The 15,277-nt window shown below is 32.3% G+C and carries 13 protein-coding genes and 1 pseudogene; 11 read left to right on the top strand and 3 right to left on the bottom strand.

The genetic code is table 11. From position 1 onward, the window contains the following. Positions 1-9 precede the first annotated feature (9 nt). From CLOBL_RS11660 to CLOBL_RS11650, 3 genes are all read right to left on the bottom strand, one after another. Complete coding sequence (locus CLOBL_RS11660; RefSeq protein ID WP_077859189.1) at positions 10-903, bottom strand: DMT family transporter; 894 nt, start codon at positions 901-903, stop codon at positions 10-12. A gap of 165 nt (positions 904-1,068) precedes the next feature. Then, a complete protein-coding gene (locus CLOBL_RS11655; protein WP_077859188.1) occupies positions 1,069-1,539 on the bottom strand; it encodes a MarR family transcriptional regulator in 471 nt (156 codons plus the stop codon). A gap of 166 nt (positions 1,540-1,705) precedes the next feature. Further along, complete coding sequence (locus CLOBL_RS11650; protein WP_077859187.1) at positions 1,706-3,034, bottom strand: APC family permease; 1,329 nt, start codon at positions 3,032-3,034, stop codon at positions 1,706-1,708. Positions 3,035-3,512: 478 nt separating this feature from the next. On the opposite strand from CLOBL_RS11650, the gene CLOBL_RS11645 reads away from it, so the two are divergent. From CLOBL_RS11645 to CLOBL_RS11595, 11 genes and pseudogenes are all read left to right on the top strand, one after another. After that, positions 3,513-5,594 (top strand): BglG family transcription antiterminator, encoded by a 2,082-nt coding sequence (locus tag CLOBL_RS11645; RefSeq protein WP_077859186.1) that lies wholly within the window; start codon positions 3,513-3,515, stop codon positions 5,592-5,594. A 15-nt stretch (positions 5,595-5,609) separates the two neighbouring features. Further along, complete coding sequence (locus CLOBL_RS11640; RefSeq protein WP_077859185.1) at positions 5,610-5,897, top strand: PTS sugar transporter subunit IIB; 288 nt, start codon at positions 5,610-5,612, stop codon at positions 5,895-5,897. A gap of 27 nt (positions 5,898-5,924) precedes the next feature. Beyond that, positions 5,925-7,196: a PTS ascorbate transporter subunit IIC gene (locus CLOBL_RS11635; protein ID WP_077859184.1), complete on the top strand. Its 1,272-nt coding sequence runs from the start codon at positions 5,925-5,927 to the stop codon at positions 7,194-7,196. Between the two features lie 185 nt (positions 7,197-7,381). Next, positions 7,382-7,945, top strand: coding sequence for an SIS domain-containing protein (locus CLOBL_RS11630; protein WP_347472821.1), 564 nt, complete (start codon positions 7,382-7,384; stop codon positions 7,943-7,945). Then, entirely contained in the window at positions 7,935-8,834 is a 900-nt protein-coding gene (gene dapA / locus CLOBL_RS11625; protein WP_077859182.1) for a 4-hydroxy-tetrahydrodipicolinate synthase, read from the top strand. The genes CLOBL_RS11630 and dapA overlap by 11 nt, the downstream gene beginning before the upstream one ends. 75 nt (positions 8,835-8,909) lie before the next feature. Continuing rightward, on the top strand, positions 8,910-9,551 hold the full coding sequence (locus CLOBL_RS11620) for a ketohydroxyglutarate aldolase (protein WP_077859181.1): 642 nt from the start codon (positions 8,910-8,912) through the stop codon (positions 9,549-9,551). A 65-nt stretch (positions 9,552-9,616) separates the two neighbouring features. After that, positions 9,617-10,438: a transketolase gene (locus tag CLOBL_RS11615; protein WP_077859180.1), complete on the top strand. Its 822-nt coding sequence runs from the start codon at positions 9,617-9,619 to the stop codon at positions 10,436-10,438. Further along, positions 10,438-11,358, top strand: coding sequence for a transketolase family protein (locus CLOBL_RS11610; RefSeq protein WP_077859179.1), 921 nt, complete (start codon positions 10,438-10,440; stop codon positions 11,356-11,358). Before CLOBL_RS11615 ends, CLOBL_RS11610 begins: the two co-directional genes overlap by 1 nt. Positions 11,359-11,380: 22 nt before the next feature. After that, complete coding sequence (locus CLOBL_RS11605; protein ID WP_077859178.1) at positions 11,381-12,895, top strand: phosphomannomutase/phosphoglucomutase; 1,515 nt, start codon at positions 11,381-11,383, stop codon at positions 12,893-12,895. Positions 12,896-13,304: 409 nt separating this feature from the next. Then, a complete protein-coding gene (locus CLOBL_RS11600; RefSeq protein ID WP_077859177.1) occupies positions 13,305-14,699 on the top strand; it encodes an amino acid permease in 1,395 nt (464 codons plus the stop codon). 152 nt (positions 14,700-14,851) lie between these two features. Then, positions 14,852-15,010 (top strand): annotated as a pseudogene (locus tag CLOBL_RS11595) (succinyl-CoA--3-ketoacid-CoA transferase); the annotation flags it as partial. Between the last annotated feature and the right edge of the window lie 267 nt (positions 15,011-15,277).

Raw genomic sequence — 15,277 nt, 5'->3', positions numbered from 1 at the left:
TATGAAATTTTAATTATTTGTATTTTTAATTTTACCATATAAAAATATACCTATTCCTAATAAAATAATAAATGAGCCAATAATTTGGCTATAAGATATAGATTCTCCAAGAATTAAATAGGCTAGAGTACAGGTACCAACGGGTTCACCTAATATACTCATGGAAATAGTTGAGGCACTTAACCACTTAATTAACCAGTTTAAAACTGTTTGCCCAAGTATTGTTGAAATTAATGCTAAGCAAAAGAACCATAACCAATCAGAATTTTCATAGCCTATTAAAGGATACTTTAATATGATTGAATACCCTAATAAAAATACACTGCTGCTTAAATAGCAAATAAAAACATAAGTAAATAAAGATAAATTTTTTCGTATACTTTGTCCAATAAGGAAATATGCTGTAATAACTCCAGCAGCTAATAAAGCAAGTAGATCACCTATTATGGCAATACCGCCAATCTTAAAATCACCAAACCCTATTATACAGCTTCCTAATATAGACAAAAATCCACCAAAGAGAGATAGCTTTTTTAATCTTTCCCCGAAGAAAAAATAACTTCCAACAAAAGCAAATAAGGGTTGCATGGTTACAAGAACTGTTGAACTGGCAACAGAAGTGAAGTTCAATGATTGAAACCAAAGTATGTAGTGTATTGCTAGAAATAAGCCGGATAGAAATATTGCGATTAATTGTTTAAATTCTAATGTTTTTATTTCCAGCAGGTATTTTTTATTTAAAAGAACTATAGGTAAGATTATTAGCGTTGAAAACACTAGTCTATATGTAGCTATTATTGGAGCTGGAGCTGTTGATAATTTCACAAATATAGCAGATGTAGAAATAGCTAAAACTCCAATAAATAAACAAATGTAATGTAAAATTTTATGTGAATTCTTCAATAGATTACGTCCCTTCTAATAAATTAGGTTTTATAAAACCAAGTTTAAATTTCTTTTTCCTTAGGATAATTTTCATTCTATTGAAAGTTACCATAAGAGTGTATATCTAATTTAGAAACTTTAACAGTCTACATAATTTTATTTAGGTCTGAAAGTATAGTTATTCTAATCATTACCATGTCCTCTTAAAAGTGATTTTGAATGTTTCCATTCAGATTCAATGTTATCGCTCATTTTTCTTATAAGTTTTGTAACAATATTTGTTTCATATTCACTGAAGTCATTAAGACAAATTCCTATATTTCTATTTTCTTCATCAATAATATTATCGTAGCATTTAAGCCCTTTCTCAGTTGGATAAAGACGAGTAACTCGCTTATCATTTGTGTCTTTGTCTCGTTTAATGTAGCCTTCTGTTTCTAGCTTTTGAATAGCTTTAGTAGTGGAAGTTTTATCGAGTTTTAGCAACATAGTTAATTCTATGAAGCTAATTCCTGGATTTTCACAAATTCTAGTAAGATAAATGAATTGTCCTTTTTGAAGTTCTAATTCTTTGAATTTTATATCACATATAGAATGTATACAGCGTGATAATGTTCCAATTTCTCTAAGAATATCACTATTTAATTGATTCATAAAAACCTCCCATATATATAGTTGAATTTTCAACTATTGTATAATACATTTGTTGAAAATTCAACTATTATTGCACTGTTTTACCATAATAAATGAACAAGAAATAGAGAAGAGCCGATGATTTCATATATAAAACCATCGGCTTTTCTTATAGATAAGTTTTTTATTAACTTAATTCTAATTGTGGAACAGGATTTCTAAAGAATTTTGTAACACCTGCTAAATATAAGCAGCCAACTAACAGCCAAATTGCTCCGATTAAATGTGCATTTGCATCCAGATTAATAAAAATCCACATGGTTACTGCTAAACCAATCGTAGGACATATTCCATAATTTATTATTTTCTTTTGTAAGCTGATTGGTTCATCATTTTTTAGTAAAAATCTACTGATTACTGCAATATTTAATAAGATAAAGCCTAGTAAAGCACCAAAGCTTACGATTGAAGTAATGAAGTCAAGAGAACAGAAGAGAGAAATAGGTGTTATAATGATTCCTACTAATACAGTAGCAACTATTGGACTTTGTGTTTTTTTACTGACATATGCAAGTTGCTTTGGCAGTACTCCATCTCGTCCCATTGCAAAAAGTACTCTTGCAACTGCAACTTGTGAAGCTTGTGTTGTTGCTATTCCAAAGGAAACTATCAATGTAATTGTTGTTAATATATTAAGCCATGTTCCACCTACAAAGGTAACAACATCTGTGAAAGCAGTATCAGGATTTAAGTCTTGATAATTCGGATAAGCCATTCCTGCAAAAAAAGTAGTTGCAATAAATATTAGTCCAATAATCAAAATCGAAAGTATAATTGCTTTTCCTACAGATTTTTCTGGATTAATAGTTTCTTCTGCCAAGGTACTAATAGCATCATATCCTAAATAGCTAAGAATAACGATACCTGTTGCTTTTAGGATGCTAGACAAGTCAAACTGCTCAGGATTATAAAATGAAATCATGCTAAAATGAATTGTTCCATTAAGTAAAAGTCTTATAGTACATCCTATAAAGGCTATAATCACAATAACTTGTAATGTAAATAGTATCCAACTGCATTTAGACATCAAATCTACACCTAAAACATTAATTACTGTACTAAAGACGATAAATATTAGTATCCAAATCCAAGCTGGAACAGAAGGTATAAGTGCATTACCATAAATACTCCCAATAATAACAACAGTTGCTGGCATTAAGAAATAATCTAATAATATGCCCCAGCCAGTTAGAAAACCTAATGCAGGTGATACACCTTTTTGAACATATACATATACAGAACCTGCTGTTGGAAATTTCTGTGCCATTACCCTGTAACTCATTCCAGTAAAGAACATAGCCACCATTCCTATCAAATAACATAATGCAACCATTCCACCAGATGGTCCTAAATATACACCATACATGCCTGCAGGAGCTAGAGGTATCATAAATACCAAACCAAAAATCACCAGATCGCTTGTTTTTAAAGTTCGTTTCAATTTTCCGTGTTCCATAATAAACGCCTCCATTATATTTCAAATTATAAAAGGCAAGGGTATTCTGCTAAGCAGAGCACCCTTGCCCTAAATCCAATAAAAATTACTTTTAATATATGTTTGTGAGAAGCTTCTTTCTGCTATAATAGCAAAATCTAATTTTTAAAGATTGTAAATTTCGGAACAAAAAATCTGAATTATTTATTACGTACTCACTATTTAATGCTTATAATTTATGAGATTAGAAGTATGCATTTATTCTTTATGTTAACATAAGATTATTCTGTCGATATCTACTTGATGAATGCTTGGAAACCTAGAAATTAACAGGATTTTTTAAATTCTATTTAATTTTTGTATAGCTATTGAACAAAAGTTAAACCCAAATGAAATTGAAAACGACAAACAATTCGAATAGAATAAAATCAAGGAGGGGAGGAAAAATAAAATCCAGGGACAAGATTATAACTAATCTTAATAAGAAGGTAGGGATTAAATGGACAAAGAGCTTGTATCAATTCTTCAAATTTTATTAAATAGTACATTGATAACTACAAAAGGATTGCAGGAAGAAACAAATTCTACCAAAAGACAAGTTGATTACAGATTAAATAAAATTAATGACATGTTTAAAGTTAAAAAAGCTCCGCTAATAACTTTAGGAGCTAATAAAGACATAATTGTTCAAAAAGAGACAAAGGATGTAATTAAAGAAATTCTAAAAAAAAATTATTCAAAAAATACTTATTATTTCAGTAAAACAGAACGGCTTTTATATATGTATTTAATGCTTTTTATAAATATTGAGGATATTTCAATTAATCATTTTATAAATTCTCTAAAAGTAAGTAGGTCAACTGTAAATCTTGATTTTAAAGATTTGCTACCGGATCTTGAGAAAAAGGGCATTGAAGTTAGAAACAATCGTACAAATGGCTATTATTTAGTTGGATCTGAGATGGAAATTAGAAGAGTGCTTATTAAAAATATTATAGAAACTCTTTCTAATGAAGAAAGCTCAAGAATATTTGATATCTTTATTGAAGAGTATAAATTAGATAATTATGAAGATGCTAAAAAAACTATATCAAAGCTTATGAAAAAGCATGAAATTACTTTTGTTGAAGACAGATTAATTGAATTTATCTATATATTCATTTTTCTAAAAGCCAGAATGTTATCAAAGAAGAAAATCATTTCAGAAAATATAGATATTCCTAATATTTCAGCGATGATATCCATGAAGGAATATAAATTTGCTGAGGAAATATTAGAAGTATATGATAGCAAAGATGAGATAAAATCTCACGATATAATGTATATCAGTGCCTGGATTTTAGGTATATCAGTAGGTAATGCTGAAGAGGATACAAAAGATAGAGCTGCAATCTCGGAAATTGTAAATAAAATGATGACAAAGTTTGAGTATTTAAGCGGAGTTTATTATATAAGCCAAGAGAAAATCTTCAAACAACTATATGCTCATTTTAGACCAGCTTATTACAGGCTTTTATTTAAACTGCCTATTTACAATCCACTTTGTGAAAAGGTAAAAGAAGAATACCGATTAGTATACAGAATTGTAAGTAATGCAATGAAAGAATTTTGTGGCCTATTCGGAGAAGAAATTCAAGAAGAGGAATTAGCATATTTAACGATGCATTTCGCAGCTATTTTCTCAAACGGAAAAGAATTTGATATTCTTAGAAAAAGAACAGCATTAATAGTTTGCTCAAATGGTGTTGGCAGTTCAGCTATCTTACATGCAGAACTTGCAAGTTTATTTCCAGAACTATACTTTTTACCACCATTGGAATCCTCTAAATTAAAAGATTTTGCTACACCTGTAGATATTGTGTTTACTACTAATTACAAAGCAGAGGGTTTAGAAATAGATGTACCAGTAATTAAAGTTAGTCCTGTTATGACCCAAAAAGAAAAATATAAGATTACACGTGAAGTGTATATTCAATTGGGTGATATTTTTTTAAAGCAACCTAAAATAGATGAGGTTATGGATATAATAAAGAAATATGCGAAAGTAACTTCTGAAAGTATGCTTTCAAATGAATTATTATCCTATTTTACACAAATAGAAAATTTCACGTCTAAAGGAGAGGAAGGACTTATGCTAAGCGATCTTACTAATGAAACACTAATAAAACTAAAGGTACCAGCTAAAAATTGTGAGGATGCTATAAGGCAGTCAGCATCTGTTCTAGTTGAAAACGGTAAAGTTACAAAAGAATATGTTGATGCTATGGTTAATACAGCAAAAGAATCTGGCGCTTATATAGTAATTACAAAACATGTTGCATTACCACATGCAAGACCAGAAGCTGGAGCAAAAGAAATTGCAATTGGAATTGCGACCTTAGAAAATCCTGTGGAATTTGGCCACAAAGATAATGACCCAGTAAAATATGTCTTTACATTGAGTGCAGTAGATAACAACAGTCATTTACGCGCAATGTCAGAACTTGTGGAACTACTGGAAATGGATGAGTTCTTTAGAACTTTGGATAATGCTAAAGACCCTAAAGAAGTAATAGATTTTATAAAAGCACATGAAGCATAGAGGAGGAAATAAATTATGTATAAAATTTTAGTGGCTTGTAGAGCAGGTGTTGGATCTAGTCTAATGTTAAAAATCAAAACCCAGCAGGTAATAAAGGAAAATAATCTTCCAATAGAAATTGAACATGGTTCGTTAGATTCATTAAATGGATTCAGCGGAGATGCAGTAGAAACCTTGGTTGATGTTGCAGAAGAGTTAAAAAATAAAAACTTAAAATTTGATATTATAGGAATTCATAATATTGTTGATCGCAATGAAATTAAAACAGCATTAGAAAAATTTCTTGCTTCAAAAGAAAAATAAAATTAATAGAATAAAGGGGAGATAGGTATGAATTTTATTATAAGTTTATTAAGCACACCCGCTGTTTTACTTGGTGTAGTTGCATGTATAGGTTTAATTCTCCAAAGAAAATCAGCTACTGAAGTATTTACTGGTGCTTCAAAAACACTTATAGGGTTTTTAGTATTTGGTATTGGTGCTTCAGCCATGACCGCAGCATTACAAAACTTCAATAAGCTATTCCAGTATGGTTTTGGAATAACAGGTGTTATAGCTTCACCAGAGGCTGCTACAGCACTTGCACAAAATACATATGGATTTGCAGTTTCATGTACATTAATTTTAGGCTTTGTATTAAATTTAGTTTTTGCACGTATTACAAGATTTAAAAATATCTTTTTTACAACAGGTCACAGTTTATTCTTTGCTTGTGTATTAGTGCTGATAATGCAGGCACATGGATTTAATAATACAGTTACAATTTTAGTGGGTGGTACTATCTTAGGATTTATGTCAGCAGCATTGCCTCAATTCTGTCAGCCATTTATGCGTGAGATGACAGGTGGAGATGAGCAAGCAATTGGGCACTTTAATATGATTGGTTACGGTTTGTCCGGTTACCTTGGCCGTATATTTTCGAAATATAAGGAGCAGACTACAGAAGCAATTGAATTTCCTAAATGGTTAGCGGTTTTCAAAGATTTTTTAATGGGTCTATCAATAGTTATGTTAATTTTATTCTATGTTGCAGCATTAAAGGCTGGTCAAGCATTTACGCAACAGCTTGCTGGTTCACAGGACTGGTTAGTATTCCCTTTGGTGCAAGCGTTTACATTTGTTGCTGGTATGTCAGTATTAATGACAGGTGTACGTATGTTCTTAGCTGAAATAACTGCTGCATTTGTTATCATATCAGAAAAATATATTCCGGGATCACGTCCAGCATTAGATGTACCAACAGTATTCCCATATGCACCAAATGCAGTTATTCTTGGATTTATAGTATCATATACTGCTGGTCTATTAGCAATCATTGTTATGGCATCGCTTCCTGGTTTATTCCCTGTAGTTATTATTCCAGCTGCTCATATTTGTTTCTTCTCAGGTGGTACAGCTGCTGTATTTGGTAATTCATCAGGAGGATGGAGAGGTGCTGTTTTAGGATCATTTGTTGTTGGATTAATGCTTGCATTCCTTCCAACATTATTGTATCCAGTTTATGGAACCCTTGGTATACAAGGTGCTACCTTCCCTAATATAGATTATAACGTAATTGGAAATGCATTAAATCAAATTTTACAATTAATAAAGCCTATCTAAGTCAATGAATATTATACATGTATGATGCATTAAAAAATTCAAACATAACATGATTCTTTAAAATTTTAGTAGAAAATATTATAGTTTTTATTCTTTGCGTGATAGCTTTATAACTTTAAGGAGGACAAATTATGATTGAAAACACGTTACCTAAATTTTTAAACGTACTATCTAGCGAAATATCAATGTTCATCGATTCAATTGATGAAATAGCTATAAATAAGGCACGTGATCTTATTCTTGAATCAGAAAAGAATAATGGTCGTGTACATGTGACTGGTATTGGTAAACCAGGTCATGTATCAGGATATATTTCTTCATTACTTTCATCTACTGGAACACCTGCATATACATTACATGGTACAGAAGCTGTACATGGTTCAAGTGGACAAGTAGTTCCTGGTGATGTGGTTATAGCTATATCAAATAGTGGTGAGACTCAAGAGCTAAAAGCAACTATTGAAACCTTGAAAGTTAATGGAGCTAAAATTATTGGAGTAAGTGGTAATTCAGACTCGTGGCTAAAAAATGCTTCAGATATATTCTTGTTTGCAGGAGTTGAAGAAGAAGGAGACTTACTTAATAAGGCACCTCGTGCTTCAATTCTTGCAGAAACCATAGCTTTACAGTCATTAAGTATTGCGCTGCAATATGCGAAAGGGCTTGATGCAAAACAATATCTAAAGTGGCATCCAGGCGGAAGCTTAGGAAAATCTATTAGAGAAGGGGTGCAATATCATGAAATATAAGGGCATTATATGTGCAATGATTACGCCTTTAGATGAAAATCAAGATATTAATCCTAAGGCAACACGTGAATTGATTGATTACCTTATTGATAATGGAATTTATGGATTATTTATCTTAGGAACAAATGGAGAATGCCATGTTCTTACAGATGATGAGAAAGTTGAATTTGCCAAAATTGTTATAGAGCATACGAATAATCGTGTCCCTGTTTTTGTAGGAACAGGAGGTAACTCAACACGTGAAGTTATAAGTTTATCAAAAAAAATGGAAGCAATAGGTGCAAATGCATTATCAGTTATAACACCATATTTCGTGCCTCCAACACAACAGGAATTAATTGCACACTACAAAGCAGTGGCATCAGCAGTTAATCTGCCAATTTTGATGTATAATATGCCAGGTAAAACAGGAATTAATATTGAACCAGAATCGGTACGTGAATTAGCTAAGGTTAAAAATATTGTTGGAATTAAGGACAGTGGCGGCAAATTGGAAAACATGAAAGCCTATCTTGAAGTGACTAAAGGTGAAGATTTTGGTGTATTCTCGGGGTCTGATTCACTTATTCTTGATATTCTTAATGCTGGAGGGCAGGGTGCAGTTGCAGCAACCGCAAATTTTCTGGCAGAAATTGATGTAGCTATTTATAACAACTTTATCAAAGGTGATTTACAAGCAGCTCAAAAAGCACAAAATAGCATTGAAGAGCTTCGCCGTATTCTTAAATTCGGAACTATTCCATCTGTTATAAAACAGACTGTTGTGTTAAATGGAATAGATGTTGGACCTGCACGACTTCCAGCAACACAACCTACTGGTGAAAAATTCGAAGAAATCAAGTGTGTAGTTGAAGCTTATAAGGCTACATTTAATAAGAGTTTGTACTAATAAGCTAATTAAAATTTGAGGCATTGAAGAAAATAACATATATATGATGTAGTAATGAATATTGAGGTGAATGATATGAAAAAAATAAATATAACTCAAAAAATGGTAGATGTTGGGGCTCTTGCAATAGTAAGAGCGGAAACAATTGATCGTGCATGTGAAATTGCTGAAGGCTGCATTAAAGGTGGCATACCGGTTATGGAAATGAGTTATACATTAAATAATGCAGGAGAAATCATTGAAGGACTTAACAAAAAGTACGGTGAAGAAATTTGTGTTGGTGCAGGAACAGTTTTAGATAGTGAAACTGCTCGTCATGCTATTTTACATGGAGCTAAGTTTGTTATTGCACCCAACTATAGTGAAGAGGTAGCAAAAATCTGCAATAGATATCAGATTCCATATGCACCAGGCTGTACATCATTAACGGAAGCGGTAAATGCATTGAGTTTAGGTGCTGCATTTATTAAAGCTTTTCCAATCTCAGACTTTTATGGTGCAAAATTAGGAAAAGTATTCAAAACACCAATTCCTGATATGCCAATTCTAGCTAGTGGTGGAATCACTCTTGATAATCTGCATATATGGCTGGAAAATAAAGTAGATATTTGCGGATTTGGAGGCTTATTAACTAAAGGCAGTTCAGAAGATATAGCAGAAAATGCAAAAAAGATTCGTGAAATCATAGACAATTTCAGAAGTTGCACCACAAATTAATTAGATAAAGCTAAAGTTAAGAGCCGCCTAAAAGTGGCTCTTACAAGTATTAGGAGGAATAAGCATTGAACATAGAAGAATTAAAAGCTGTAGCAAAAGCTATAAGAGTAGACATTATCGAAATGTTAACAGAAGCAAAGTCAGGGCATCCAGGAGGGTCATTATCAATAGCAGATATACTGACAGTATTATATTTTGAAGAGATGAATATAAAAGTCGATGAGCCTAAGTGGGAAGATAGAGATAGATTTGTATTATCAAAGGGACATGCAGCACCAGGACTGTATGCAACGTTAGCGGAAAGAGGATATTTCAAAAAAGAAGAACTTAAATCTCTAAGAAAGTTTGGAGCAATACTACAGGGACATCCAGACATGAAGAAAACTCCAGGAGTGGATATGTCGACAGGTTCACTTGGACAAGGACTATCAGCAGCTAATGGAATGGCACTAGCTGGAAAATTAGATGAGAAAGATTATAGAGTGTACACAATAATAGGAGATGGAGAACTTCAAGAAGGACAAATATGGGAAGCAGCTATGAGTTCGGCTCATTATAAATTAGATAATTTAACAGCATTTGTAGATTTAAATGGACTTCAGATAGATGGATCAAATGAAGAGGTCATGAACGTAAATCCAGTAGATAAAAAGCTCGAAGCCTTTGGATGGAATGCCTTAGTTATAGATGGCCATAACTTCGAAGAAATAAAAGAAGCTTTAATTAAAGCAAAAGGAGCAAAAGGAAAACCAACAGTAATAATAGCAAAAACAGTTAAAGGAAAAGGAGTATCCTTTATGGAAAATCAAGCCTCCTGGCATGGAACAGGTCCAAATGAAGAGCAAAGAATACAAGCTTTAAGTGAGCTAAGAAGAGGAGAAGAATAATGAATATAGCAACAAGAGAAGCATATGGAGAAGCTTTAAAGGAATTAGCAATAAATGAGAAGATAGTAGTATTAGATGCAGATTTAGCAAAGGCAACTAAAAGCATAGAATTTAAAAAAGCAGCACCGGAAAGATTCTTTGATATGGGAATAGCAGAAGGAGATATGATTGGAACAGCGGCAGGATTAGCTACTTGCGGAAAAATACCATTTGCAACAACCTTTGCAATGTTTGCAGCAGGAAGAGCATTTGAACAAATAAGAAACTCAGCAGCATATCCAAAGCTAAATGTAAAAGTAGCAGTAACTCATGCAGGTGTAACAGTAGGAGAAGATGGAGGAAGTCATCAAGCAATAGAAGATATATCATTAATGAGAAGCATACCGAACATGGTGGTTTTAAATCCATCAGATGCAATAGAAGCTAAAAAAGCAGTATATGCAGCTGCAGAATATTATGGACCAGTATATATAAGACTTGGACGAGCTCAAGTACCTGTGATTCATGAGGAAAATTATGAATTCAAAATAGGAAAAGGTGAAGTATTAAGAGAAGGAAAAGATGTACTAATAGTAGCCACAGGAATAATGGTTGCAAAAGCGTTAGAAGCAGCAGAGACTTTAAGCAAAGAAAATATAGAAGCGACGGTTGTAAATATGTCCACTATAAAGCCACTTGATGCAGAACTTATAGTAAGTTTAGCAAAGGATATAAAAAAGGTAATTACAGCAGAAGAACACAGCATAATAGGAGGCTTAGGCTCAGCAGTCGCAGAAGTATTATCAGAGGAGTGTCCAGTTAAACTTAAGAGAATAGGACTTAAAGATGTATTTGGACAGTCAGGAACTCCAGAGACTTTACTAAAATATTATGGGCTGACTTCGGACGATATAGTTAAAGCAGCTAAAGATATAAAATGAAATTAAAAAGGGGGGCGTCACAATGACTACAAATTTTTCTGCCTCAGAAAAAGATTTTAGTATAGAACTAAGAAAGTTAATAAATGGTACTGATATTAGAGGAGTAGCTATAGGAACTGAAGAGTATAAAGCAAACTTAACTGCTGAAATTACAGCTTTAATAGGGGAAGGCTTTTTTAAGTGGATGAAAAACAGAGGACAAAATAAAAGTAACTTAAAAGTAGCTTTAGGGATGGACCCAAGATTATCGGGCCCTAAGTTAAAAGATTCTCTAACAGAAGCTTTAATAAAAGAAGGGGTAACTGTATTTGACTGCGGTATGACTACAACACCATCAATGTTTATGACAACTATATTGGAGGATTATAAATGTGATGGAGCAATTATGATTACAGCAAGTCACCTTCCATACTATTATAATGGTTTTAAATTTTTCACTTCAGCTGGAGGGTGTGAAAAAGAAGATATTGAAAGTATAATAGATTTTTCTATAAAAGAAGATAGCTTATTAAAAAGTTCAAGGGGTCAGGTGAAAAGATTTAGTTTAGTGGATGATTACTCAAGGGTTCTTATTGATAAGGTAAGAAAAGATACAGGTTCAGAAAAACCATTAGAGGGAACTAAAATAATAGTTGATGCAGGAAATGGAGCAGGAGGGTTCTTTGCAGACAAGGTGTTAGAACATCTTGGAGCAGATATAAAAGGAAGTCAGTTTTTAAAGCCTGATGGCAGCTTTCCAAATCATATACCTAATCCAGAAAATAAAGAAGCCATGGAGTCTATAAGGAATGCAGTTTTAAGGTCTAATGCAGACCTTGGAATAATCTTTGATACGGATGTGGATAGAGCAGCTATAGTATCAAAAGCTGGAGAAGAAATAAATAAAAATGCTCTTATAGCTTTAATATCTTCAATAGTAATAAATGAAAAAAGTGGAGCAACAATAGTTACTGATTCCATAACATCAACAGGTTTAACAGAATTTATAGCTGATTTAGGAGGAATTCATCATAGATTCAAACGAGGGTATAAAAATGTTATAAATGAAGCTAAAAGGTTAAATGCTGAAGGAGTCGAATGTCCTCTGGCAATAGAGACTTCAGGCCATGCAGCGTTAAAGGAAAACTATTTTTTAGATGATGGAGCTTACCTTATAGTAAAAATTCTAATAGAAATGTCAAAACTCAAAAATGAAGGCAAAGATATTGACTATTTAATAAAAGATTTAAAACACCCTGAAGAAAGTAAGGAAATCAGAATAAAAATAGATTCTAAGGATTTTAAAAATTATGGACAGACAGTGATCGATAAGTTAAAAGAGTTCTCTTATAAAGTTCAAGGCTGGAAGCTTGAACCACAAAATTATGAAGGCATAAAAATAGATTGCACTAAAGAAAAAGGATGGTTTTTGCTAAGACTATCATTGCATGAGCCACTTCTTGCATTGAACATTGAAAGCGATATTACTGGAGGGGGAGAGAATATTCTAGAAATTCTTAAAGCTTTCTTTAAGAATTATGATAGTTTAGATATTTAATTAATAAAAGGCTTAAGGTGAGTTCTAACCTTTTTTAAGCGTGTGAAATGGTATTTATAGACTTCGTCAATGTAACATTATGCTTTAAGGATTTTTTTTGTTTCGTATAAGTATTCTGACTAATTAGGTCAGAACGAAAAATAAGTAAAAGCAAATTGAAGAACCTACAAATAAAAGAATTTACTTTTATTTGTAGGTTTTAATATTTAGAATAGTGATTTGCAATCCAAGTACAAAATAAAGTACAAAATGGTGAGATATGAAAACTACACAATTATTAAAATTTAAAAATTATATATAAAAATTAAAAAAATCTAAAATTGTGGTAATATAGTATTAGGACAAAAAACAAATGTCTGTGTAGAAGAGACAATTTATTAATATACATTTTTGAAAGGGGACATTTTAGGTGGCAGAAAAAGAATTATCACGAGGCTTAAAAGCACGTCATATTGAATTGATTGCTTTAGGAGGAACAATTGGAGTGGGCTTGTTCATGGGATCAGCTAGTACGATCAAATGGGCAGGACCATCAGTATTGCTTGACTACGGAGTAGCTGGCATTGCTATGTATATAATTATGAGAATTATGGGGGAAATGCTTTATCTTGAACCAGTGACAGGTTCTTTTGCAAATTATGCACAGAAATATATAAGTCCTTGGGCTGGATATATGACAGCATGGTGTTACTGGTTTATGTGGATAGCTGTTGGAATGTCGGAAATTACAGCTATTGGAATTTATATGAATTACTGGTTCCCAAATTTGCCAGCTTGGATTCCTGCTTTAATTGGCGTGGCTATTTTAGCTGCTGCTAATATGGCGTCTGTTAAGTTTTATGGTGAATTTGAATTTTGGTTTTCTTTGATTAAGGTTGTTACTATTATAGCTATGCTTATAATTGGATTTGGGTTGATTTTCTTTGGTATTGGTAATAATGGTGTGGCAATTGGGCTTAAAAATCTTACAGCACATGGAGGTTTTTTTGCAGGAGGCTGGAAAGGCTGGTTATTAGCATTATGTATGGTAACAGCATCATATCAGGGTGTAGAACTTATTGGTATCACAGCTGGTGAAGCACAAGATCCCAAAAACACATTAAGAAAGGCAACCAAAAATATTATTTGGCGTATATTGATTTTCTATATTGGTGCTATATTTGTAATTGTAACAATTTATCCATGGAATCAAATTAGTACTCTTGGAAGTCCATTTGTATTGACTTTTTCTAAGATTGGGATTGCTGCTGCTGCGGGTATAGTCAATTTCGTAGTACTTACAGCTGCAATGTCTGGATGCAATAGTGGAATTTATAGTTGTGGGCGTATGCTTTATACATTGTCTCAAAATGGTCAGGCACCTAAATTCCTTGGTAAATTAAACAAGGATGGTGTACCAGCAAATGCTATTAAAACAACGTTAACTTGTTTACTTATAGGTGTAGTTTTAAATTACATTTATCCAAACTCTAAATTATTTGTTTATATCTATAGTGCCAGCGTACTTCCAGGCATGGTTCCATGGATTGTTTTATGTATTAGTCAAATAAAATTTAGAAAAGAATATGCAGCAGAAATGGCAAAGCATCCTTTTAAGTCGAAACTTTTTCCATATGCCAACTATATTGTAGTTGCATATCTTTGCTTAGTTTTGATAGGCATGTGTGTTAATTCAGATACGCAAATGTCATTATTGATTGGAATTATATTCTGCATCATCATTACTATCGGCTATTTTGCTTTAGGTCTCAATAAAGGTAAAAGTAAATTGGAGGAATTTAAAGAAGAGGAATTGTTAAGTTAAGATAAGCTATATAAGTTGCGTTAAAGAATTTACATTACACATGTTGTGTTACTATTCATGTAAACAATAGTAATGTAGTTTCATTATTGCAGCTTATATAGCTTGTAGGTGTAAAAATACCACAATAAATTTTGTGAGGATAAAATAAAGGATGTCTTAATCTTATAATTACAGATAAAGCGGTTATGAAAGTCACAGATAAAGGATTAATATTAATGGAAGTGGCGCCAGGAGTAACGGTTGAAGAGGTAGTAAACCTCACTGATGCTGACTTAATAATAGCTGATGATATTAATGAAATGGAAATGTAATATATATTGTGAATTTTTAATTGCAATATATATGTAAAATTAAAAGCTTTTAAATCGTTATAAATAAGTGTTAATAGTTAAAAAATGCTACTTTATATTTATAGAAAGTAGTATTTTTGTTTTGAATAAATAAGTTGTGTCTGAGGAGGACACTTTTTTGAAATCTCAAAGGTTAAAAAATGCAAGGTTGACAAATTTCGCGGACCACTATAAAATAATACTGAAATGTAAATGATAATTATTTTCATTATCATTTAGTGCTTGAAG

The sequence above is a fragment of the Clostridium sp. BL-8 genome (assembly GCF_002006495.1).
Taxonomy (GTDB): Bacteria; Bacillota; Clostridia; order Clostridiales; family Clostridiaceae; genus Clostridium.
Note: the sequence above shows the minus strand (reverse complement) of the source record. Positions and strands in the feature narration are given on the sequence as shown.